The sequence below is a fragment of the Streptomyces prunicolor genome (assembly GCF_045162825.1).
In the GTDB taxonomy this organism is placed as follows: domain Bacteria; phylum Actinomycetota; class Actinomycetes; order Streptomycetales; family Streptomycetaceae; genus Streptomyces; species Streptomyces prunicolor.
The window spans coordinates 1,098,002-1,119,213 of the sequence record NZ_CP108676.1 but is presented as its reverse complement, the minus strand read 5'-3'; the positions used below and the strand labels follow the sequence as shown (position 1 = coordinate 1,119,213).

Below are 21,212 nucleotides of genomic sequence, written 5' to 3'. Positions count from 1 at the left end.
GTCACACCCCTCCGCGCAGTCGGGCGCCCGGGTCGAGCGCGTCGCGCACGCCGTCGCCGAGGACGTTGAGCGCCGCCGTGGTCAGCGCGATCAGCAGGCCGGGCGCGATCGTCACGGCGGGCCGGGTGTAGAGCAGCCCGAGTCCGTCCTCGATGATCGTGCCCCAACTGGCGTCCGGCGGCTGGACACCGACGGACAGGAAGGACAGCGCCGACTCGGTGAGCATCGCGAGTGCGGTCATCAGGGGGACGAAGACGATCGCCGTCGGCAGGACGTTGGGCAGCACCTCGCGGCGCAGGATGCGCACCGTCGGTGCCCCGGAGCCGATGGCCGCCTGGATGTACTCCTTGTTGCGCAGCACCAGCACCTGACCGCGCAACGGCCTCGCGATGTACGGCACATAGATCGCCGCGATGATCGCGACGGGCAGCCAAAGGCTTCCCGCCTCCACGGTGAGCGGGCCGAGGTGGAGCCCGTCGGTGAGGAGCACGACCGAGAGGCAGATCGCCAGCAGGTACACGGGGAACGCCCAAATGACGTCCAGGACACGGGAGATGACGGCGTCGACGACACCGCCCGCGTATCCGGCGACGACGCCGACGACCGTACCGAGGGCACAGGTCAGCAGCGCCGCCGTGAACCCGATGAACAGGCTCGTCCGGCCGCCGTAGAGCAGCCGGGCCATGACGTCGCGGCCCTGGTTGTCGGCGCCGAGGAAGTAGTGGGCGGGGTCCCAGGTCGGGCCGATCGGAGTGACGCCGAGGCCGAGGCCGGTGCTGCTCGGGGTGAGTACCGGCACGGTCTTCCCGTCGACGACCGTGGTGCCGGAGACATGGGACTGGAAGGGGTCGGTGTGGGCGATGTGGTGCGCGTACAGCGGTGCGCACAGGGTCGCCAGGACGACGAGGAAGAGGACGACGGCCGCGGCCGGCGCCGACCTGTTGTGCAGCAGGTCGGCGCCGGCGGTCCGCCAGGGGCCCGGCGAGCGCCGGGCCTCGACGGTGGCCAACTCGGGGGCGGCGGTGGTCACTTGACCCATGTCTGGCCGACGAGCATGTAGAACTGCTTGCTGAACTGGTAGTTGCCCAGGCGCTTCGACGTGAAGTCGATCATCTTCGGGTTGATCAGCGGGACGACTGGCGACTGCTGCATGATCGACTGGTCGATCGCGCCCCACTGCTTGTTCGCCGCCGTCGGGTCGGTCTGCGCCGTCTTCAGCGCGGTCTGCATCTTCGCGTCGACGCTCTTGTCGCAGAAGCCCGAGATGTTGATGCTGGAGTCGCTGCCGGGGTGGAACGCGGCGCAGGAGAACAGCACGTTGAGGAAGTCCGAGGCCGCCGGATAGTCCTGGTACCAGGACGTCAGGGCGAGTTGGACCTTGTTCTTGGTGTTCTGGATGTAGGTGAACTGGATGTTCGCCGACAGCGGCTTGAGCGTCGCCTTGTAGCCGAGCTGGGTGAGCAGGCTCTGCAGGTACTGCCCGATCGACTTGTTGACGTCGTCGTCCTGGGTGACGATGCCGACCGCCTGCCCCGCCGTACCTGACTGCTTCACCAGCGCCTTGGCCTTGGCGAGGTCGGCGGCCGTCCAGGTCTTGCCGCCGCCCTTGGTGTAGTCGCACGAGTCGACGTGCCCAGGGAAGCCGGGCGGCAGGATCGTGCACGCGGGGGAGGCGAGGTTGGTGCCGCCGTACAGCCGCACCACGGCCGACCGGTCCACGGCGTAGTTGATGGCCTGCCGCGCCAACTTGTTGTTGAACGGGGCCGAGTTGACGTTCAGTGTCGCGTACCAGAACGCGGTCAGCGGGTTCACATGCGCCTGGGACGTGTACTTGGTGCCGATCTCGTTGAGCCGGTCGGCGGGCGGCGCGTCGAACATCCAGTCAGCCTGGCCGTTCTCGACGGCGGTGACTTCGGACTCGACGGTCTGCCCGAAGGTGTAGTCGATCTCGTCCGGGTAGCCCTGCGGCTCGGCCTCCCGCGACCACTCCTTGAAGTGCGGGTTGCGCACCAGCTTCAGCTCACGGTTCGGGTCGTACGAGGCCGCCATGTACGGGCCGGTCGTCGGCAGCGGCTTGGTGCCCGCGTCCTTCGTCGGCGAGTCCTTCGGCACGATGCTGGCGTGCGGGACGGCCAGCTTGTACGGGAACTCCGAGTCCGGCGCCGTCAGGTTGATGGTGACCGTGTTCGCCTTCGCGTCGCCGGTCACACCGCCCTTGAGGGTGCAGGACGCGGGGGTCTTCAGGCAGGCGGCGGCGCCGACGATGCCGTTGTAGAAGGTGCCCGCGGTGGGGCTGGAGACCTTGAAGATGCGCTGGAAGGACGCCACCACGTCGTCGGTGGTGAGCGCCTTGCCGTTGGAGAAGGTGATGCCCTTGCGGAGCGTGAAGGTGTACGTCTTGCCGCCGTTGGTGACCTTCGGCATCGCCGCGGCCAGGTCCGGGACGACCGTGAACGACTCCTGACCGCCGACCTTCTTGAACGACAGCAGCCCGTCGTACATCGACTGGTACAACTGCCAGTACTGGAGCGTGTAGTTGACCTGCGGGTCGAGGCTGCCCGCCGCCGCGTGGGCGACCAGTTTCAGCGTGCCGCCCTTGTGCTGCGGCTGGAACGCGGAGGTGCCGGCCGCCGTCGAGGACGACGACGTGGTCGGGTCGGAGGAGCCGCTGTCGGAGGACGAACAGGCGGCGGTGGTCAGGGCGAGGGCGACGGTGGCGGCGGCGAACGCGCCTCGTCTCGTACTGCGGGACATCCAGGGAACTCCCGTCGGGGGAAGGGGTGTTGGGGCGACCGGGTGATCAGTCGGTGGAGTCGAGGAAGGTGCCCACGACCTGGAGGTAGAGCTCCTCCTCCTCGACGTGCGGCATATGGCTGGAGTGTTCGAACATGTGCCAGCGCACGTCGGGGATGTGGTCGGCGAACGGGCGCAGGGTCTCGGGAGTCGCCTCGTCGTACCGGCCGGAGACCAGCAGGGTCGGTGCCTCGACCAGATGCAGCCGGTCGATCACGGACCAGTCCTTCATGGTGCCGACGACATGGAACTCGTTCGGCCCGTTCATCGTGTGGTACACGGTCGGATCGGCCGCGATGTTCTCCCAAGTCGCCTGCACCTCGGGCGGGTTGGGGTTCAGTCGGCACACATGGCGTTCGTTGAAGACCTGCTCGGCGGCGAGGTAGTCGGGGTGGTCGGTGGTCCCGGCCGCCTCGTGGGCGAGCAGGGTCCGCTGGACGCCGGGCGGAAGCTGGGCCCGCAGTTCGGCCGCCGCCGCGAGCCACAGCTCCATGGACGCGGGGGAGTTGGCGATGACCAGCCCGCGCAGCCCGGCCGGCCGGCGTACCGCGTGCTCGGCGGCGAGCATGCCGCCCCAGGACTGGCCGAGGAGGTGGTAGGCATCGGCGATGCCCAACTCCTTGAGCAGAGTGTCGAGTTCGTCGAGGAAGAGCTGGACGGTCCAGAAGTCGGCGCCCTCGTGGGGCAGATGGGTGGACAGTCCGGTGCCGAGCTGGTCGTAGTGCACCACCTGGCGGCCCTGTTCGGCGATGCCCGCGATGCTGAGCGTGTAGTTGTGACCGGCGCCTGGTCCGCCGTGCAGGACGACCAGGGGCGTCCTGCCGGGCTCGCCGGTGATCCGGTACCAGGTCGAATGGCCGTTGAAGTCGACGGTGCCGGTGTGATTCGGTTCGGGAATCGCCACGCGAGGGCCTCCCAGACGGGCCGGATGCGAACCGGCCAGTGGCGGAAATGGAAAAGGAAGTGACGGATGGCTGTGATGGTGATTGGGTAAAAGGTCAGCGCACAAGACCTTTTAGCGGGGGCTGGGCAAGACGTAACGGCGCGTTCACGTGGCCCGCCCGCGTTTACAGAAGTGGCATTGAAGGGGGAGGACAGCTGACATCCGTACCTGAGGCATCCGAAGCGGGCGACGAGTTCTCACGCGTCCTCGACCGTGTCCTCCTAGGCGGTTCCCCGTCCTCCGCGCTGCGCCCGGTCCGGGTGGCCTCGGCGGTCGACGAGGTGTCCGACCGGCTGCTCACCGCGATCGCCGTCGGCGACTTCCTGCCGGGCGAACGGCTGCCGGCCGAGCGTGAGCTCACCGGCCTGCTCCGGGTCAGCCGCCCGACCGTGCGCGAGGCGGTCGCCCGGCTCCAGGCCGTGGGCGTGGTCGAGATCCGGCGCGGGCGCAACGGCGGGACCTACGTCCGCGACAGCTGGACCGAGTCGACGGCCGCTGCCGTCCGGCACACCCTGCTGCCCCGCTGGGAGGAGTTCGAGCAACTCTTCGACCTGCGCGGCCTGGTCGAGGGCATGGTCGCCGCGACGGCCGCCCGACGCCGTAGCGCCAAGGACCTCGAACCCATGCGGGACGCTCTGTCCGCCTACCTCTCCGCGAGCACCCAGCGCGCCGCGCACACCGCGGACAGCGCCTTCCACCGGGCCGTCCGCGAAGCCACGGGCAACCCCCAGATCGTCATGCTCAGCCAGGACCTGCTGGCCCGCATCAGCCTCGGCTTCCCGGTCGAACCCTGGGGCAAGGGCGAACAGACCCACTTCCACCAGGGCGGCGAGGACCACAAGGCCCTGTACGAGGCCATCGCGGCGGGTGAGCCGGAACGCGCCGAGGAGATCGCCCGGGGCCACTTCACCATCAGCGCAGACCTGATCAGGGACGTACTGGAACGGGTCCGGGCCCGCTAGCCGGTCAACTCCCGTACGGCAGCGCCGACTTCGGCGACACCACCCACCCGCACCACGGGCCGTGCGCTCGCCGTGATCGTGGCCGGGCTGCCCAGCGAGTCGCCCATGTCGACGGCGATCTCGGTGACACCCCGGTCGGCCAGGTCGGCGGCGAGACACGCGGTGCTGTTGGCGTTCGCGATGTCCTCCGGGACACCGATCGACGGGGCGAACATCCGCGCCGCGATCCGCCCGGCGGGCGTCGGCACCGAGTAGACGTAGCAGCCGAGGAGCCCGAACCGGTCGCAGGCCGCGCGCAGAGTCTCGAAGTCCGGGGCCAGCGCGGCGAGTTCGGAGCGCGAGGAGACCGGGACGAGCAGACGTGCCCGCCCGACCGAGGCCACCCGGGCACCCGCGGTGAACGCGCCCGGGGCGACGCCCAGCGTGGGCAGGACGAGCGCGCACTCGTCCGCGGTCGGCTCGCGCAGCTCGACGGGGCCCGGCTCGAAGACGGCACGGAACCGCGCCCCCTCCCGTACGGCCCGGCCCGCGAACGAACGCCCGGCGGCGCGCAGGACGCCCTGGTACTCCGAGCCTCCGGCGCGTGCCGCGAGGAAGGCCAGGGCGGCGACCGTGCCGTGACCGCACGCGGGCAGCTCGCCCCCTGCGGTGAAGAAGCGGAGCGCCACCTCGGACCCGCGCACCGACACGAACACGGCGTGCGACGTCCCCGCCAGCACCGGCACCCGACACCGCTCGTCGTCGCTCAACGGTGTCTCGTCCAGTACCGCAGTGGGACTCCCGCCGGTGCCTTCACGCAGACACGCGCGGACGATGCTGACGGACAGTCGGCTGATCACGCGAGAACCGTACTATCTTCTGTCACAACATCAGACATTCGGAGCAAATATGCCAAAAACGGATGAGCTGCTTGATGTGACGGAGGCGGCGATCCCGGCCGTCGTCCATCCACCCGAGCGACGGCGCCGCGCTCTTCGCAGACTCCCGCCCACGACAGCGTTCGCCCTCGCGCTCGGCCTGGCGGCGGCCGTCCTCGCCCTGTCGGGCACGCCCTGGCTGAACGACCCCGCCGTGGCGGCCTGGCGGACCGTCTGCCTGGCCATCACCGTGCAGGCGCTGCCCTTCCTCCTTCTGGGCACCGCGCTGTCCGGGGCCATCAACGCCTTTGTCCCGGCTGACCTGTTCACCAAGGTGTTGCCCAAGCGGGCCGCGCTCGCCGTACCCGTCGCGGGCATCGCGGGCGTGGTCCTGCCGGGCTGCGAATGTGCGTCCGTGCCCGTCGCGAACAGCCTGATCCGCCGGGGCGTCACCCCGGCCGCCGCGTTCGCGTTCCTGCTCTCGGCGCCCGCGATCAACCCGATCGTGCTGACCGCCACTGCCGTCGCCTTCCCGGGCAGCCCCGCGATGGTGCTGGCCCGGCTCCTGGCCTCGCTCGCCACCGCCGCCGTCATGGGCTGGCTCTGGCTCTGGCTGGGACGTGAGGAGTGGCTGCGCCCGGTCGTACGGCACACCGGCCATCAGCCCGGCCACAGCCGCTTCACCGAGTTCCGGCTCGGCTTCCAGCACGACTTCCTGCACGCGGGCGGCTTCCTCGTCCTCGGTGCCATGGCGGCGGCCACCTTCAACGTGACCGTCCCGCGTTCCGTCCTCGACACCTTCTCCGGCTCGCCCTGGCTGTCCGTGCTCTTCCTGGCCGCGCTCGCCGTCGTCCTCGCGGTCTGCTCCGAGGCCGACGCTTTTGTAGCGGCCTCACTCACAGGCTTCTCGCCCACTGCCCGGCTGGCTTTCATGGTGGTCGGCCCCATGGTGGACCTGAAGCTGATCGCCCTTCAGGCGGGCACCTTCGGCCGGGCGTTCGCGGTGCGTTTCTCCACCGCGACCACCGTCGTGGCCGTGGCCGCCAGCGTCCTGATCGGAGGCGCCCTGCTGTGAAGCGCACCGCCCAAGTACTGCTCCTGGTCCTGACCGGCCTGGGCCTGCTGCACACCGCCCTCTTCACCGACCTCTACCTGCGCTACGTCAAGGAGGGCCTGCGCCCGCTCCTGATCATCTCCGGCGCCCTCCTGCTGCTCCTGGGCCTGGCCCACGCGGCACTCGACCGCGGCTCGGCGGGCGAGGAGAAGCACGACCACGGACACGACCCCGGACATGACCACGGGCACGAGCCCGGGCATGACCACGGCCACGACCACTCAACCGCCCCCCGCATCGCCTGGCTGCTCTTCCTCCCCGCGCTCAGCCTCCTCTTCTACGCCCCGCCCGCCCTCGGCGCCTACACGGCGGCCCACGCGGGCAGCGAGGCCGTCAAGCAGCAGAAGCGGTTCGCCGCACTGCCCGCGACCTCACCCCTGCCGATGACCCTCACGGACTTCACCACCCGGGTCCAGCAGGACAAGGAGCTGGCCATCAAGGGCCGCAGCGTCGAGATGACCGGCTTCGCGACCCCCGTCCGGGGCGGCGGCTGGGACCTGACCCGGATCATCTTCACCTGCTGCGCGGCGGACGCCCAGACGGTCAAGGTGCACATGTACGGCACCCCTGCCCCGCCCGCCAACACCTGGCTGGCCGTCACCGGAACCTGGCACACACAGGGCGCACTCGGCACGAGAACCGCTGCGGCTGCCCTCAACGTCCACGGCACCCGGAACATCGCCCAACCGGTCAACGCCTTCACGGACGACCTGCCCCTCACCCCGTCCTGAACGTCAACTCCGGCCGGCAGCAGGGGTGTTGAGCATCCCCTCTGCCGGTACCTCCCGTGGGGTTCATGTCCCGCACCCCTGGTATGTCCGAGAGTCAACGGGTCATTGGGACACATGCGGTGTGAAGAGGGGGGCAACGCGTAAATCATCTTGTCATGGACCTGCGATCCGACGGGCGGATCGCGGTCTCATGGAGGTGTTGGATGCACCGCAGACTCGCCACCGGTCTCGCCGCCTCAACTCTGGCTCTGGTAGCCGTCGTCGCCACCGCGACAGCCGCCCCCGCCGCCCCCGCCGACAAGCCCCAGGTCCTCGCCGGCTGGACCCAGACCAGCGCGTCGAGCTACAACCTCTGGACCGCGGCCCGCGCCAACCGGACCGCCTGGTCCGCCTACGCGTTCGACTGGTCCACCGACTACTGCTCCGACTCGCCCGACAACCCCTTCGGCTTCCCCTTCGCCACCTCCTGCGCCCGCCACGACTTCGGCTACCGCAACTACAAGGCCGCGAACGCCTTCAGCGCCAACAAGTCGCGGCTCGACAGCGCCTTCTACGACGACCTCAAGCGCGTCTGCGCCGGCTACAGCAGCGCCGTCGCGACCACCTGCAACAGCACGGCCTGGACGTACTACCAAGCCGTCAAGGCCTTCGGCTGACGGATCGCGAACCGCTCAGGCGATGAGTTCGGGCGGCGCGGACGGTCTACCTGACATGACTGGCAAAGTGATCTCAGGAATGTCCATGTCCCTGGACGGCTTCATCACCGCCCCGGACGACACCCGCGCCAACCCCCTCGGCGTCGGCGGCGAACGCCTGCATCGCTGGGTTCAGGAAATGGACGACGCCGACGCCAAGGTCCTCGCCGAGATGGCCGACGGCGTCGGCGCCGTCCTCATGGGCCGGCACTCCTACGACCTGTGCGAAGGCGAGGGCGGCTGGGGCGACGGCGGGCCGGTGGGAAAGGTCCCCTGTGTCGTGCTCACCCACCACGCCCCCGATCCGGCGGACGTCGTCGCCCCTGACGTGTTCACCTTCGTCACCGACGGCATCGAGGCCGCGGTGGCCCGCGCCAAGCAGACCGCCGCCGGCGGGGACGTCGGGGTCCACGGTGCGAGCGTCGCCCAACATGCCCTGAACGCCGGTCTGTTGGACGAGGTGCACATCATGCTCGTCCCCGTGCTGCTGGGCGCGGGCAAGCGACTCTTCGACCACCTCGGCGGTCCCGTCGAACTCCGCCGGCTCTGGACGCGCGAGTCGCCGGACATCACCCACCTGCGCTTCGAAGTCCTGACCAAGCATTGAGGCACATACTGAGCAAGCTCTGATCGGGTGTCCGGGGCCGGGGGCGGGCCGTCACACGGCGACGACCCGCACCCCCGCCTCCTCGAACCGCCGCACCACGTCCGCCCCCACCCCCGCATCCGTCACCAGCGTGTTCACGGACTCCACCGAGCAGATCCGGGCGAACGCCCGCTGCCCGAGCTTGCTGGAGTCGGCCGCGACGATCACGCGCTCGGCGCGCTCGCACAGCAGCCGGTTGATCGCGGCCTCCGCCTCGTCGTGGGCCGCCGCGCCGTGCGTCACGTCGAAGGCGACCACACCGAGCACCGCCACATCGACGGTGATCTGCGAGAGCACCCCGTCCGCGAGCGGCCCGACGAGTTCGTACGACTGCGGTCGCGCGACCCCGCCGGTCAGCACGATCTTGAACTGGGGCCGTACGGCAAGCTCGTTGGCGATGTTGAGCGCGTTGGTCACGATGGTCAGCGCCGGTGATCCGGAGGCTCCGGACGTGAGGTCGCCGCGTACGGCCAGGGCGCGGGCCACCTCCGTGGTCGTCGTCCCGCCGGTGAGGCCCACCGCCTCGCCGGGCGCGACGAGTTCGGCCACCGCCTTGGCGATGCGCTGCTTCTCGGAGGCGTGCCGGGCGGTCTTGTAGCGCAACGGCAGTTCGTACGACACCCCGTGCACGACCGCGCCGCCCCTGGTGCGCACCAGCATCTGCTGCTCGGCGAGTTGGTCGAAGTCACGGCGGATCGTCGCGGCCGACACCGCGAGGTCGACAGCCGCCTCCTCGACGTCGAGCCGACCGCGCTCGACGAGCAGCTCCAGCAGCGCCTTCCAGCGGGCGTCGCGCGACATCCGCACTCTCCGTTCCTCGATTCTCCGGCGACCCTAGCGCACACCATCCTCACCGAATTTGCTTGATTGTGCTTGAAAACTCGCTATATCTTGCAGGAACAAGCATCAACGGGGAGGGGTACGGCATGACCTATGTCGAGGACGAGCTGAACAGTCAGCCCGAGTGCTGGATACGCGCCGCGGCGGAGGCGTCCCGATACCGGGACGTGCTCCCGGCGCCGGGGGAGCGGGTCGCGATCGTCGGCTGCGGCACCTCGTACTTCATGGCCCAGGCGATCGCCGCCCTGCGCGAGGGAGCGGGCCGGGGCGAGACCGACGCCTTCGCCGCCTCGGAGTTCCCGCACGGTCGGACGTACGACCGGGTCCTCGCCCTCACCCGCTCCGGCACCACCACCGAAGTGCTGGAACTCCTGCGGGAGTTGAAGGGCCACACTCGCACCACCGCGATCACCGCCGACCCGCACACACCCGTCATGACGGCCGCCGACGAGGTGGTCGTGCTCGACTTCGCCGACGAACGCTCCGTCGTGCAGACCCGGTTCGCGACCACCGCGGTCACCCTGCTCCGCGCCCACCTCGGCCTGCACACCGACGCCGTGGTCGCCGACGCCCGCACCGCGCTCGCCGCCGAACTGTCCCAACAGCTCGTCGCCTGCACGCAGTTCACCTTCCTCGGCCGCGGCTGGACGGTCGGCCTCGCCAACGAGGCCGGGCTGAAGATGCGCGAGGCCTCCCTCTCCTGGACCGAGGCCTACCCGGCGATGGAGTACCGACACGGCCCGATCAGCATCACCACCCACGGCACCGCCACCTGGATGCTCGGCGAGGCGCCCGAGGGACTCGCCCAACAGGTGGGCGCCACCGGCGGGTTGTGGTTCGAGGGCGGCCTCGACCCGCTCGCCGAACTCGTCCGCGCCCAGCGCCTCGCGGTCGCCGTCGCCGCCCACCGCGACCTGGACCCCGACCGCCCGCGCCACCTCACCCGCTCGGTGATCCTCGCCCCCTGAAGCCCCGGTACTCCAGGACTGGAAAGGACAGGCCGTGCCCCTCGTCACCACCGGCGAACTCATCACCCGCGCCGCCACCACCCGCTCCGCGGTCGCCGCCTTCAACATCATCACGCTGGAACACGTCGAGGCCGTCATCGCCGGCGCCGAGTCCGCCGGTGCCCCCGTCGTCCTCCAAGTCAGCGAGAACGCCGTCAAGTTCCGCTACGGCCGCCTACTCCCGCTCGCCCGCGCGGCCGTCGCCGCCGCCGAACGGGCCGCCGTACCCGTCGCGTTGCACCTCGACCACGTCCAGAGCGACGACCTGCTACGACAGGCACACAACGCCGGGTTCAGCTCCGTCATGTACGACGCGGCCCGCCTGCCCTACGCCGAGAACCTCGCCGCGACCCGCACCGCCGCCGACTGGGCACACTCCCAAGGCCTGTGGATCGAGGCCGAGTTGGGACAGGTCGGCGGCAAGAACGGCGAGCCGCCCCTCGACGCCCACGCACCCGGCGCCCGCACCGACCCCACCCAGGCCCGCGCCTTCGTCGCCGACTCCGGCGTGGACGCACTCGCCGTGGCCATCGGCAGCTCCCACGCCATGACCACCCGTACGGCCACCCTCGACCACGACCTCCTCAAGCGGCTCACCGTGACCCTGGACGTCCCCCTCGTCCTGCACGGCTCCTCGGGAGTCCCCGACGACGAACTGACCGCGGCCGTCGCCGGCGGCATCACCAAGGTCAACGTGGGCACGGCCCTCAACCAGGCGATGACCGGCGCGATCCGCGCGTTCCTCGCCGAACACCCCGAGGCGGTCGACTCCCGCAAGTACCTGAGCGTGGGACGGGAGGCCATGGCGGAGGCGGTGGCCCGGATCATCGGCGTGCTCGGCGCAGGCGGACGGTCGGGCTAGCGCTTGACGGCCTTCAGGACCACGAACTTCGCGTCGCTGGCGATCAGTTGACTGTTGCCGAAGAGCCGCTTCAGTTTCACGTGGTAGGCGAGATGCCGGTTGCCGATCACCCACAGCTCGCCACCCGGCCGTAGCGCGCGCCGGGCCCCACTGAACATCCGCCAGGCCGTCGCGTCGGTCGTCGCCTGGTGGGAGTGGAACGGCGGATTGTTGAGCACGAGGTCCACGCTGTCGGCCGGGACTCCGACCAGCCCGTCCCCGACCCTGAACTCGGCCTGTCCCGGAACGCCGTTCGCCTTGTAGGTGGCCTCCGCCGAGGCGACAGCCTGGAACGACTCGTCCACGAACAGGACTTCGGCCTCCGGATCGGCCAACGACACCGCCGTACCGACGACACCGTTGCCGCACCCGAGGTCAACCACCTTGCCGAGCCCACGACTTGAGGGCAGATGCTGGAGGAGGAAACGCGTGCCGATGTCGAGGCGCTCGGCGCAGAACACACCCGCGTGATTGACCACGGTCCGTCCCGAGACCACGCCGATGCCGTCGGGCAGGGCGTAACTGTGCGGCCAGGGGTTGGTGCCACGTGCTGCCGACGACCGTGGAGTGCAGAAGATCAGCCGGGCCTTCTTCTCGGCCAGCGAGGTCCGGGTCGGGCCGACGATCCGCTCGAACAACTTCAGCGTCGAGGTGTGGATCTCCTTCGCCATCCCGGTACCGACGACGACGGTGTCGGCGTGCACCGCGGGCGCCAGCCGCAGGAGCTGGTCCTCCAACAGCGCGAGGCTCTTGGGCACCCGGACCAGCAGGACATCGACCCGCTCGGGCGGCGGATCCTGGGTGGTGAGCAGCCGTACGGAACCCGCGTCGACCTCGCCCCGGGCGAGGTTCGCCTTGGTGGCTTCCTGGGTGAGGAACGAGTCCGTGATCTGCACCGGACCGTGCTCCGCGAGGGCCGTGGTCAGGGCGCCCCAGCGGTCGCCCAAGATCACCGCCGTGCCGGACAGCGGGGTGTCCTGTTCCGCGAGATGCCGCAGAAGGTATTCGTCGGAGGCGTCCCAGGCACGCAACTGGTCGCGCGGGTCCTCGGGGAAGCGGGCCAGGGCGCGCTCGCCCCACGGAGTCGTCATTCGGTCGATATGGTCGTCCATCGTGCGCCAAGGCTAACCGAGTGCCAGCTCGTGGCCGGTCGGGGCAGGATGGGGCCATGGACGCCGAGCTGTTTCCGAGAGTTCGTACGGAGATCGCGCCGGGCGCGGTGCACGTGCCGGACTGGCTCTCCCCGGACCGCCAGCGCGACCTCCTGACCGCCTGCCGCGAGTGGGCCGGGCCCCCGGCCGGACTGCGCACCGTCCGCACCCCCGGCGGCGGCACGATGACCGCCCGACAGGTGTGCCTGGGCTGGCACTGGTACCCGTACGCCTACTCCCGCACGGCGACCGACGGCGACGGCACCCCGGTGAAACCCTTCCCGACCTGGCTCGACGACCTTGCGCAGCGGGCGGTCACCGACACACTGGGGGCGCCGACGGCGTCGTACGACATCGCCCTGATCAATTTCTACGACGGCGACGCCCGCATGGGCATGCACCGAGACGCCGACGAGCGTTCCGACGCCCCCGTGGTGTCCCTCAGCCTCGGCGACACCTGCGTCTTCCGCTTCGGCAACGCCGAGACCCGCACCAGGCCGTACACGGACGTCGAGTTGAGGAGCGGCGACTTGTTCGTGTTCGGGGGCGCGTCGAGGCTGGCGTATCACGGGGTGCCGAGGGTGTACGAGGGCACGGGGCCGGGGGAGTTGGGGCTGAGGGGGAGACTGAACGTGACGCTGCGGGTCAGTGGCTTCTGAGCGGGGGGTGCGTTTCGAAGGGGCGCGGGGCTGTATCGATATGCGGCTCCGCCGCGTGGGCGCGACCAGCCCCCACCGGCCGTCACTGTGAACACGACCCCCGACGGCTCTTTCTACGGATCATGGGAGACTCGCCCTCATGAGCGGCAAGGCGGACCCCCGGCCGGCGGGGGATGGAACCACCTCCAGGGCGCGACTGGACCGGGGCCGCGGAGCGCTCGGCCCCGCCCTGGAGCTCGTGCACACCGGCCGCGCCCCCACCCGCGCCGTACTCACCGCCGAACTGGGGGTCACCCGGGCGACGGCCGGCGCGGTGGCCGCCGAGCTGGAGGCCCTGGGCCTGATCAGGGTCGACGCAAGGCCCGGCGCGGCAGCCGGTTCGCAGGGCCGCCCCTCGCACCGACTCGCACTGGCCGAGGGCGGACCCGTAGTCCTCGCAGCCCAGGTACACGCAGACGGCTTCCGCGCCGCACTGGTGGGACTCGGCGGCCAGATCGTGGCGACCGCGCCCGGCTGCGAGGCCGTGGACGCAGACCCGGCGAAGGTGCTCGGCTCGGTCGTCCAGGCCGGTGCCGACCTGCTGCGCGAGACCGGCCGGCGATGCGTCGGCGCCGGGCTCGCCGTACCGTCCGCCGTGGCCGAGCCCGAAGGACTGGCGCTCAATCCCCTCCACCTGGCCTGGCCCGCAGGCGCGCCGGTGCGGCGGATCTTCGCCGAGTGCGTGCGCGCGGCCGGCCTCACCGGACCGGCGTTCGCGGGCAACGACGTCAACCTCGCCGCGCTCGCCGAGCACCGGCACGGCGCGGGACGCGGCGCCCGGGACCTGCTGTGCGTGGCGACCGGACACCGGGGTGTCGGCGGCGCGCTGGTGCTCGACGGGCGTCTGCACACCGGGAGTTCGGGCCTGGCGCTCGAAGTCGGGCACCTTACCGTGAACCCCGAAGGGCGCCCCTGCTACTGCGGCAGCCGAGGCTGTCTCGATGTCGAGGCCGACCCGCTCGCCTTCCTCACGGCGGCCGGTCGTGAGCCCGGCCCCGAGGTGTCCCTGCTCCAGGAGTCCAACGAGCTGATCCGCCACCACTACGACGACCCGACCGTCCGGAACGCCGCCGAAGCCCTCATCGACCGGCTCGGGCTGGGTCTCGCCGGGCTGGTGAACATCCTCAACCCCGACCGGATCATCCTCGGCGGACTGCACCGCACCCTCCTGGACGCCGACCCGGACCGGCTGCGCGCGGTCGTCGCCGACCGGAGCCTGTGGGGGCAGAGCGGGGGCGTGCCGATCCTCGCCTGCACCCTCGACCACAACAGCCTGGTCGGGGCAGCCGAGTTGGCGTGGCAGCCGGTGCTCGACGATCCGCTGGCGGCCCTTTCCTGACCGTTCGGACGGTACGTGACGGAAGGAATCGACGAGCCCGTTGGGAGCCGGGGCAGAGTAGGTCTATCGTCGGAAACCTAAGGCCAGAGGATGGAGGGCGGCGTGTGATGCCGCAGGATGAGCCCGTGATCGGATGCACGGGGCAGGTGATCATCGCGACCCGCGGAAGCGCGGGCCCCGGCGAGATCCTGGTGCGCGTCCGAGGCGGCTCCGAGACCTTCCTCGCCTGGTCGGACGATCCTCTGCCCACGGGGGCGACCGTACTCGTGATCGAGTCGCGAGGAAGTCGTGAGGTCCACGTCATCAAGTGGGTGGATCCATTGGACGCGCTGGGCGGGGACCCCGCCGGCGCTGAGTGAGGAGTACCAGAATGTTCGGTTACCGCGTTCCCGCCCCCGATGAGGCGATGCTGATCTCGGGTGGCAGGCGGGGACTGGGGGGCGCGCCGTTCCGAGTGGTCACGGGGCACGGAAAGTTCGTGCTGCCGGTCTTCCGCAAGACCCGCTTCCTCACGCTGTCGATGTGCGAGGCCGAGGTCACCGAGACCTGTGTGACCAGGCAGGGCATCGCGCTGCACGTCCGCGCCGTGATCGCGTTCAAGGTCGGCAACGACACCGAGAGCATCATCAACGCGGGGCAGCGCTTCCTCTCCGACCAGGACCAGATGTCGGTGCTGACCGGCCGGATCTTCGCCGGTCACCTGCGGTCCATCATCGGCTCGATGACGGTCGAGGAGATCGTCACGGAGCGGCAGAAGCTCGCCGCCGAGGTGCTGGACACGTCAAAGGTCGAGATGGCGAAGATCGGCCTGATCGTGGACTCGCTGCAGATCCAGTCGATCGACGACGGCGAGGTCGGCTACATCGAGGCCATGTCCGCGCCGCACAAGGCGGCCATCCAGCGGCAGGCCCAGATCGCCCAGGCCCAGGCCACCCAGGCCTCGGTCGAGGCGGAGCAGGTCGCGGCCCGCAACCAGGCGGAGTACGCCCGGCAGACCGCGGTCGTCAAGGCCGAGTACTCGGCCGAGGTGGACCGTGCCCAGGCGCAGGCCGCGCAGGCCGGACCGCTCGCGCAGGCCCACGCCCAGCAGGAAGTGCTCGCCGCGCAGACCGAACTGGCCCAGCGCCAGGCCGAGTTGCGCCAGCAGCAGCTGGTCGCCGAGATCGTCAAGCCGGCCGAGGCGGAGGCCCAGCGGATCAAGCTGCTCGCGATCGCCGAGGCGGACCGGATGAAGATCCAGGCCGAGGCGGCGGCGTCGTACGACCGCGTAGCGCTCGACCGGATGCTGATCGATCAGCTGCCGCAGATCGTGAAGGAAGCGGCGGGGGGTCTTGCGGGGGCCAATGTCAACGTCCTCAACGGGGCGGATGGTCTCGGCGAGATCGCCGCGGGCCTTGTCTCGCAGGGGCTGACGATTCTGGACTCGGTGCGGGGGAATCTGAGCGGAGCGGACCCGGATGGTCGCCGACCCGGCGACGAGGTCAAGAACCTGCTCCAGTTGCAGGCGAAGAAGGACGAGAAGAAGAACGACGGGCCGGTTGATCTGGACTAGGCGCTCCGCTGGGAGCAGCGGGGTGTGCGTCGTCGGTTTGGTGCGGCGCCGTTGTGGCTGGGCGCGCCCGCGCGGCGGTAGCCGCAAATCAAATACAGCCCCGCGCCCCTTTCGGGGCGCTGCAGCACAGCCTGGTGCCCTATGGCGCCGTTAGGCTCCACAAGGCCGACACCAGTGGGCGGCGCAGATCCGCTCGTCGTACGCAGAGCCCGATCGGGAACGGCTCCGGTGGTGGGTCCGCCGGGATCACCGCCAGCCGTTCCCGTACGGCGCTGTTCTCCAGGACGAGGCGGGGCACCACGCCTGTCCCGCAGCCCAGGGCGACCAGGGTCAACAGGCCTTCGTGGCCGTCCGGTTCACAGGCCACGTCCGGTGTCGTGCCCCGGGTGCGGAACCAGCGGTCGGCCGCCTCGCGGACCAGGCCCCGGTGCGGGAGGACGAACGGGCCGTCGAGATGCGGGTCGGGACGGTCGCGCGCGGTGACCAGGACCAGTTCGGTCACCGTGACCGTCCGGCTGACCAGGGGTTCCGGCAGCCGGGGCGGGATGCCCGCGACCGCCACGTCGGCCTCACCCTCGTCGAGGCGGGCCAGCGCCGCCGCCGCGTCACCGGTGCGCAGATCGAGCCGTACCTGCGGATGCGCGGCCCGGAACGGCGCCAACAGGTCGGGCAGCAGGGCCTGGCAGGCGGTCACCGTGGCGAACAGGGTGAGACGGCCGGTGAGTTCGGCCGGGTCGGGATGCTCCTCGCGGTAGGTGCGCCACAACTCCATTGCCTGGACGGCGTATTCACGGAAGCGGTGCCCCTCCGCGGTGAGGGAGACCCCGCGCGCACCGCGGTCGAAGAGCCGGTGTCCGAGGCCGGCCTCCAGCCGCTGCACGGTCCGGGTGAGCGTCGCCGGACTGACATGGCAGTCGAGACTGGTCCGCCCGAAGTTCAGCGTCTGCGCCAGGTGCAGGAAAAGCCGTAGTTCCCGATGGTCGTCCCGCATACCGTGACCTGGCCCTTTCGCTTCGCGCAACAGCCCGCTGCGCAAGTTGCGCTTGCTGCAACACTCGCCCGGAGCCTACAACTCCACCATGACCTCGACCACGTACACCTCCGCCGTCTTCGCCCTCGAAGCGATGGACGTGCCCGGCGGCACGGAGACCATCCTGCGCGGCGGCCGGCACCTCTTCCCGCTGCTCCCCGAGGCCTTCGCCGGCGTCCGCCGCATCGGCGTCATCGGCTGGGGCCCGCAGGGCCGCGCCCAGGCCCGCAACCTGCGCGACTCACTCGCCGGTACGGACATCCGCGTGAGTGTCGGCCTGCGTCCTGGCTCGGCATCCGCGGCCGACGCGCGTGCGCACGGCTTCACCGAGGAGGACGGCACGCTCGGCGACTGGCTCGCGGTCACCGCCGACAGCGACCTGGTGATCCTGCTGATCGCGGACGCCGCTCTCGCCGCCCACCACGAGGAGATCTTCGGGGCGTTGAAGCCCGGCGCCACCATCGGCCTCTCGCACGGCTTCCTGCTCGGTCATCTCCGGGCCACGGGTGGGGAGTTCCCGCCGGGGCACGGGGTGATCGCGGTCTGTCCCAAGGGCATGGGCGACTCCGTGCGTCGGCTCTACGAACAGGGCGCCGAGATCAACGGCGCGGGCATCAACAGCAGTTACGCCGTCCACGCCGACCCCGACGGCAAGGCCACCGATCGCGCGCTCGGCTGGTCGGTCGCGCTGGGCTCGCCGTACACCTTCCGCACCACCCTGGAGAGCGAGTACCGCTCCGACATCGTGGGCGAACGCGCCATCCTGCTCGGCGCCGTCCACGGCATCGTCGAGAGCCTGTTCACGCGCTGCCGTCTGGCCGGCGACGACGCGGTGACCGCGTACGAGCGCTCCTGCGAGAACGTCACCGGACCCATCGCCCGCACCATCTCCCAGGCCGGACTCCGCACCGTCCGCGAGGAGTTGGACCCGGCCGGACGGGAGATCTTCGACCGCGCGTACTCGGCGACCTACGGTCCCGCCCGCGAGATCGTCGCCGAGATCTACGACGAGGTCGCCGACGGCACCGAGCTGCGCAGCGTCGTCCTGGCCGAACGGCGGCTCGGGGCACGGGAGATGAGCGGGATCGGCGGCTCACCGATGTGGGCCGTGGGCGCGGAGGTCCGGGCGCTCCGGGCCGAACGGGCCCTGCCCGTCGAGCCGTTCACCGCCGGGGTGTTCGTGGCGACGATGACCGCCCAGGTCGACGAGTTCGCCGAGCGCGGCCACCCCTGGTCCGAGATCGTCAACGAGTCCGTCATCGAGGCGGTCGACTCCCTGCTGCCCTACATGCACGCACGGGACGTGGCCTACATGGTCGACAACTGCTCCCGCACGGCCCGTCTGGGCGCCCGGCGTTGGGGCCCGCGCTTCCAGGCGGCCTACGAGCAGATCGCCTACCCGGCGTCCGAACTCCCGGCGGACGGAGCTCTGTTGGAGGCCTTCGACACCCATCCCATGCACGAGGCGCTGGCCGCAGCGGCGAAACTGCGCCCCTCCGTGGACATCTCGGTGGCCTAGCTCAGCGGCTTGGCTCAGTGGTCTGGCCTCAGCGTGGGGTCGCGAACGGCAGGGCGTCCTGATAGGCGTTCACCGGCTTGGCGACCTTCTCGACGGTCACGCCGTCGAGCGCGGCGCGGGCGGAACTCGTCCCCAGGGTTCCGCTCGCGTGCCAGGTCCCGGTGATCGTCACCCAGGTGTTGGCGGCCAGGGCCGGAATGCCGTAGACCCGCACCTTGATGGACTGGGCGTCCGCCGCGCAGCACGAGATCATGATCCGGGTCAGGTCCCAGTAGGTGCTGCCCTTGTCGGGCGTGACGAACCCGGTCATCTGGACGGTCCGGCCCTTGATGGCCCGCTTGCGGTCCTGCTGCACGCGGGTGGTGAAGTCGGTCAGGGTGATCGGCAGCGGCGAGGTCGCGGGCAGCGGGTCGAAGGCGTCCTGCACGGGGACGGCCTTGGTCGCGGCGCGGGAGGCGGTGTAGGCGCCGAGGGCGGGCGGGGCGTAGAAGAGGAGGCTGAGTGCGGGGAGGAAGAGCAGCCAGGCGACACGGGGCACCTTGGAGTGGTTGTGGCCCGCGTGGTCGTCACCTCCGTCCGCTTTCCGTCGTGACCACGCCTCCGCGATGCCGAGCAGGATCAGCAGGAAGCCGGACACGACCAGCATCGGGCGCATGCTCGGCTTGACGTACCGCAGGCACAGGTCGGTGAAGAGCGAGGCGTGCAGCAGGCCCAGGCCGCTGAGGACGAGCAGGGTCACCTGGAGGGGGCGTCTCACAGCAGTACGGCTCCGATCAGCGCGCTGGACAGCACCGCGACGACCGTCGTGGCGGCGGAGAAGCGGACCGCGAAGGCCCGCCCGAACGTGCCCGCCTGGAGGGCGATCAGCTTCAGGTCGACCATGGGGCCTACGACCATGAAAGCGAGCCGGGCTGTGGGGGAGAAGCCTGTGAGGGAGGACGCCACGAATGCGTCGGCCTCGGAGCAGACCGCGAGGATGATCGCGAGCGCGGCCAGGAAGAGCACGGACAGCCAGGGCGAACCGGCGAAGGTGTCGAGCACGGAGCGCGGTACGGCGACATTGAAGGTCGCTGCCGCCATGGCCCCGACGACCAGGAACCCACCCGCGTGCAGGAAGTCGTGCTGGAAGCCGGTCCGGAACTCCGTGAAGCGGCTGTGCCCCGGCCGGTGCCCGGTGTGCCGCGCGACCGGCCGCAGCCACTCCTCACGCCCCAGCCAGAGCCACAGCCAGCCCATCACCACGGCGGTCGCGAGCGAGGCGAGCAACCGGGCCAGCACCATGACCGGGCTGGCGGGGAACGCGATCGCGGTGGCCGTCAGTACGACCGGATTGATCGCGGGCGCCGAGAGCAGGAACGCGAACGCGGCGGCCGGGGTGACCCCGCGCCCGATCAGGCTGTTGGCGACCGGCACGGACGCGCACTCGCACCCCGGCAGCACGACCCCCGCCATCCCGGCGACCGGCACGGCGAACGCGGCCCGCTTGGGCAGCACCTTCGTGAACACCCGCGCCGGCACGAACGCGTTGATCGCCCCCGACAGCGCCGTACCCAGCAGCAGGAAGGGCAGCGCCTGCGTGGTGATGGCGAGACACACGGTCCGCCATGCCTGCACGGCCGGCGAGTCCATCCACCGCCCGACGGAGAAGAGCAGCAGCCCGGGAACGACGGCCGCCCCCAGCAACAGAAGCGGCCAGTACCGCGGCCACCCGGCTGCCGTGACCTCCGCCTCCGCCGCTGCTCTCGGCGGCTCCACTGTCGTCTGCACACGAGCTCCACATGTTCGATGTTCGCGTCGAACATAGCGGTCCCTCGCCGGCCTTCGCCGACCGGCTCCGACGAGAGCGGGTCACCACTGCCGAGCTCGCGGCAACGCGCCCCGCCCCGGCGCCGAAAGATGCAGCACCTGGAACACGTCCCCCTCCGCCTTCGGCGTGTCCTGCTCCCAGAGCGAGAAGTGGACCAGCTCCCAGCTGTGCGGGTCGACGGCCGCCGCCGCGAACACCGCACCGTCCGCCCCGGCCAACTGCCGTGTCTCGCCCACCGCTTCTTCCATGACGGCGGCCAACTCCCCACCCTCCGGTATCCGTTGGCGCCGCCGTACCGCGACCGCGGCGCGGGAACCCGAGGCGCCGCCCTCCTCGTACGCGAGGCCCGACCACCGCACCACCTCAGGCCGACCGAAGTCGTTGACGAGCCCCTGGAACGCGCCGCCCCAGAGGAAGCGGTTCATGCCCTCGACCGTGTTCCACAGATAGAACGGCGCGTACTGGTTGACCGGCGAACCGTGCACCCCGCGCTCGCGCAGGAGATACGCCTTGACGCCGAGCCCGTCCCACTCGTCGAGCAGATGCCCGACCCGCGCGACCCGGCCCCGGATGATGCCCATGTCGTAGTCGGCGGGCAGAGTCAGTTCGTACTGCATGGCGTGCATC

At 70.6% G+C, this 21,212-nt stretch carries 22 protein-coding genes; 12 read left to right on the top strand and 10 right to left on the bottom strand.

Translation table 11 applies throughout. From position 1 onward, the window contains the following. Window position 1 precedes the first annotated feature (1 nt). From OG588_RS05100 to OG588_RS05090, 3 genes are read right to left on the bottom strand one after another with little or no spacing between them, the layout of a single operon-like run. Window positions 2–1,039: an ABC transporter permease gene (locus OG588_RS05100; RefSeq protein WP_405946212.1), complete on the bottom strand. Its 1,038-nt coding sequence runs from the start codon at window positions 1,037–1,039 to the stop codon at window positions 2–4. After that, window positions 1,027–2,754 carry an ABC transporter substrate-binding protein gene (locus tag OG588_RS05095; protein ID WP_405946211.1) on the bottom strand — a complete coding sequence of 576 codons (1,728 nt, stop codon included), beginning with the start codon at window positions 2,752–2,754 and terminating at the stop codon, window positions 1,027–1,029. Before OG588_RS05095 ends, OG588_RS05100 begins: the two co-directional genes overlap by 13 nt. Before the next feature lie 46 nt (window positions 2,755–2,800). After that, the gene (locus tag OG588_RS05090) at window positions 2,801–3,697 is read right to left on the bottom strand and encodes a proline iminopeptidase-family hydrolase (RefSeq protein ID WP_405946210.1); all 897 of its coding nucleotides are present in this window, start codon (window positions 3,695–3,697) and stop codon (window positions 2,801–2,803) included. 299 nt (window positions 3,698–3,996) lie between these two features. Here OG588_RS05090 and OG588_RS05085 point away from each other — a divergent pair, with 299 nt between their 5' ends. Next, complete coding sequence (locus tag OG588_RS05085) at window positions 3,997–4,698, top strand: FadR/GntR family transcriptional regulator (protein ID WP_405946209.1); 702 nt, start codon at window positions 3,997–3,999, stop codon at window positions 4,696–4,698. Here the strand turns inward: OG588_RS05085 and OG588_RS05080 are convergent. Further along, the gene (locus tag OG588_RS05080) at window positions 4,695–5,537 is read right to left on the bottom strand and encodes a PhzF family phenazine biosynthesis protein (protein WP_405946208.1); all 843 of its coding nucleotides are present in this window, start codon (window positions 5,535–5,537) and stop codon (window positions 4,695–4,697) included. The two genes, OG588_RS05085 and OG588_RS05080, sit on opposite strands and share 4 nt — an antisense overlap. Window positions 5,538–5,586: 49 nt before the next feature. On the opposite strand from OG588_RS05080, the gene OG588_RS05075 reads away from it, so the two are divergent. The 4 genes from OG588_RS05075 (at window position 5,587) to OG588_RS05060 (ending at window position 8,702) form a co-directional block, all read left to right on the top strand. Next, on the top strand, window positions 5,587–6,630 hold the full coding sequence (locus tag OG588_RS05075; RefSeq protein ID WP_405946207.1) for a permease: 1,044 nt from the start codon (window positions 5,587–5,589) through the stop codon (window positions 6,628–6,630). After that, the gene (locus OG588_RS05070; protein ID WP_405946206.1) at window positions 6,627–7,400 is read left to right on the top strand and encodes a TIGR03943 family putative permease subunit; all 774 of its coding nucleotides are present in this window, start codon (window positions 6,627–6,629) and stop codon (window positions 7,398–7,400) included. The genes OG588_RS05075 and OG588_RS05070 overlap by 4 nt, the downstream gene beginning before the upstream one ends. Window positions 7,401–7,603: 203 nt before the next feature. After that, window positions 7,604–8,056, top strand: a complete 453-nt coding sequence (locus OG588_RS05065; RefSeq protein WP_405946205.1) for a phospholipase — start codon at window positions 7,604–7,606, stop codon at window positions 8,054–8,056. Window positions 8,057–8,111: 55 nt separating this feature from the next. Further along, complete coding sequence (locus tag OG588_RS05060) at window positions 8,112–8,702, top strand: dihydrofolate reductase family protein (protein WP_405946204.1); 591 nt, start codon at window positions 8,112–8,114, stop codon at window positions 8,700–8,702. A 51-nt stretch (window positions 8,703–8,753) separates the two neighbouring features. On the opposite strand, the gene OG588_RS05055 is transcribed toward OG588_RS05060, so the two are convergent. Then, window positions 8,754–9,542, bottom strand: a complete 789-nt coding sequence (locus OG588_RS05055; protein WP_366099515.1) for a DeoR/GlpR family DNA-binding transcription regulator — start codon at window positions 9,540–9,542, stop codon at window positions 8,754–8,756. A gap of 125 nt (window positions 9,543–9,667) precedes the next feature. Between OG588_RS05055 and OG588_RS05050 the strand changes: the two genes are divergently transcribed. Both OG588_RS05050 and OG588_RS05045 read left to right on the top strand, forming a co-directional pair. Continuing rightward, window positions 9,668–10,549 (top strand): SIS domain-containing protein, encoded by an 882-nt coding sequence (locus OG588_RS05050; RefSeq protein WP_405946203.1) that lies wholly within the window; start codon window positions 9,668–9,670, stop codon window positions 10,547–10,549. 34 nt (window positions 10,550–10,583) lie between these two features. After that, complete coding sequence (locus OG588_RS05045; RefSeq protein WP_405946202.1) at window positions 10,584–11,450, top strand: ketose-bisphosphate aldolase; 867 nt, start codon at window positions 10,584–10,586, stop codon at window positions 11,448–11,450. Here OG588_RS05045 and OG588_RS05040 read toward each other — a convergent pair. Then, on the bottom strand, window positions 11,447–12,580 hold the full coding sequence (locus tag OG588_RS05040; protein WP_405946201.1) for a methyltransferase: 1,134 nt from the start codon (window positions 12,578–12,580) through the stop codon (window positions 11,447–11,449). The genes OG588_RS05045 and OG588_RS05040 overlap by 4 nt on opposite strands. A 77-nt stretch (window positions 12,581–12,657) precedes the next feature. Here OG588_RS05040 and OG588_RS05035 point away from each other — a divergent pair, with 77 nt between their 5' ends. The 4 genes from OG588_RS05035 (at window position 12,658) to OG588_RS05020 (ending at window position 16,229) form a co-directional block, all read left to right on the top strand. Continuing rightward, window positions 12,658–13,299, top strand: a complete 642-nt coding sequence (locus OG588_RS05035) for an alpha-ketoglutarate-dependent dioxygenase AlkB family protein (protein ID WP_405946200.1) — start codon at window positions 12,658–12,660, stop codon at window positions 13,297–13,299. Window positions 13,300–13,438: 139 nt separating this feature from the next. Next, window positions 13,439–14,677, top strand: coding sequence for an ROK family protein (locus OG588_RS05030; protein WP_405946199.1), 1,239 nt, complete (start codon window positions 13,439–13,441; stop codon window positions 14,675–14,677). 107 nt (window positions 14,678–14,784) lie between these two features. Then, entirely contained in the window at window positions 14,785–15,036 is a 252-nt protein-coding gene (locus OG588_RS05025; protein ID WP_019058117.1) for a hypothetical protein, read from the top strand. A gap of 11 nt (window positions 15,037–15,047) precedes the next feature. After that, the gene (locus OG588_RS05020) at window positions 15,048–16,229 is read left to right on the top strand and encodes a flotillin family protein (RefSeq protein WP_019058116.1); all 1,182 of its coding nucleotides are present in this window, start codon (window positions 15,048–15,050) and stop codon (window positions 16,227–16,229) included. A 139-nt stretch (window positions 16,230–16,368) separates the two neighbouring features. Here the strand turns inward: OG588_RS05020 and ilvY are convergent, their stop codons facing one another. Next, the gene (gene ilvY, locus OG588_RS05015; protein ID WP_405946198.1) at window positions 16,369–17,220 is read right to left on the bottom strand and encodes an HTH-type transcriptional activator IlvY; all 852 of its coding nucleotides are present in this window, start codon (window positions 17,218–17,220) and stop codon (window positions 16,369–16,371) included. An 88-nt stretch (window positions 17,221–17,308) separates the two neighbouring features. On the opposite strand from ilvY, the gene OG588_RS05010 reads away from it, so the two are divergent. Beyond that, a complete protein-coding gene (locus OG588_RS05010; protein ID WP_405946197.1) occupies window positions 17,309–18,778 on the top strand; it encodes a ketol-acid reductoisomerase in 1,470 nt (489 codons plus the stop codon). Window positions 18,779–18,806: 28 nt separating this feature from the next. Here the strand turns inward: OG588_RS05010 and OG588_RS05005 are convergent, their stop codons facing one another. The 3 genes from OG588_RS05005 to OG588_RS04995 form a co-directional block, all read right to left on the bottom strand. Further along, window positions 18,807–19,535, bottom strand: a complete 729-nt coding sequence (locus OG588_RS05005) for a TIGR03943 family putative permease subunit (protein ID WP_405946196.1) — start codon at window positions 19,533–19,535, stop codon at window positions 18,807–18,809. Further along, window positions 19,532–20,545 carry a permease gene (locus OG588_RS05000; protein WP_026150609.1) on the bottom strand — a complete coding sequence of 338 codons (1,014 nt, stop codon included), beginning with the start codon at window positions 20,543–20,545 and terminating at the stop codon, window positions 19,532–19,534. Before OG588_RS05000 ends, OG588_RS05005 begins: the two co-directional genes overlap by 4 nt. Window positions 20,546–20,626: 81 nt before the next feature. Further along, a complete protein-coding gene (locus OG588_RS04995) occupies window positions 20,627–21,211 on the bottom strand; it encodes a DUF4865 family protein (protein WP_405946195.1) in 585 nt (194 codons plus the stop codon). Between the last annotated feature and the right edge of the window lies 1 nt (window position 21,212).

Excerpts from the sequence above, each read along its gene's own strand:
- OG588_RS05050 (WP_405946203.1), top strand. The coding sequence starts at position 9,668 with ATGACCTATGTCGAGGACGAGCTGAACAGTCAGCCCGAGTGCTGGATA.
- OG588_RS05020 (WP_019058116.1), top strand. The coding sequence starts at position 15,048 with ATGTTCGGTTACCGCGTTCCCGCCCCCGATGAGGCGATGCTGATCTCG.
- OG588_RS05025 (WP_019058117.1), top strand. The coding sequence starts at position 14,785 with ATGCCGCAGGATGAGCCCGTGATCGGATGCACGGGGCAGGTGATCATC.
- OG588_RS05035 (WP_405946200.1), top strand. The coding sequence starts at position 12,658 with ATGGACGCCGAGCTGTTTCCGAGAGTTCGTACGGAGATCGCGCCGGGC.
- OG588_RS05060 (WP_405946204.1), top strand. The coding sequence starts at position 8,112 with ATGACTGGCAAAGTGATCTCAGGAATGTCCATGTCCCTGGACGGCTTC.
- ilvY (WP_405946198.1), bottom strand. The coding sequence starts at position 17,220 with ATGCGGGACGACCATCGGGAACTACGGCTTTTCCTGCACCTGGCGCAG.
- OG588_RS05100 (WP_405946212.1), bottom strand. The coding sequence starts at position 1,039 with ATGGGTCAAGTGACCACCGCCGCCCCCGAGTTGGCCACCGTCGAGGCC.
- OG588_RS05055 (WP_366099515.1), bottom strand. The coding sequence starts at position 9,542 with ATGTCGCGCGACGCCCGCTGGAAGGCGCTGCTGGAGCTGCTCGTCGAG.
- OG588_RS05065 (WP_405946205.1), top strand. The coding sequence starts at position 7,604 with ATGCACCGCAGACTCGCCACCGGTCTCGCCGCCTCAACTCTGGCTCTG.
- OG588_RS05010 (WP_405946197.1), top strand. The coding sequence starts at position 17,309 with ATGACCTCGACCACGTACACCTCCGCCGTCTTCGCCCTCGAAGCGATG.
- OG588_RS04995 (WP_405946195.1), bottom strand. The coding sequence starts at position 21,211 with ATGCACGCCATGCAGTACGAACTGACTCTGCCCGCCGACTACGACATG.
- OG588_RS05075 (WP_405946207.1), top strand. The coding sequence starts at position 5,587 with ATGCCAAAAACGGATGAGCTGCTTGATGTGACGGAGGCGGCGATCCCG.
- OG588_RS05095 (WP_405946211.1), bottom strand. The coding sequence starts at position 2,754 with ATGTCCCGCAGTACGAGACGAGGCGCGTTCGCCGCCGCCACCGTCGCC.
- OG588_RS05030 (WP_405946199.1), top strand. The coding sequence starts at position 13,439 with ATGAGCGGCAAGGCGGACCCCCGGCCGGCGGGGGATGGAACCACCTCC.
- OG588_RS05040 (WP_405946201.1), bottom strand. The coding sequence starts at position 12,580 with ATGACGACTCCGTGGGGCGAGCGCGCCCTGGCCCGCTTCCCCGAGGAC.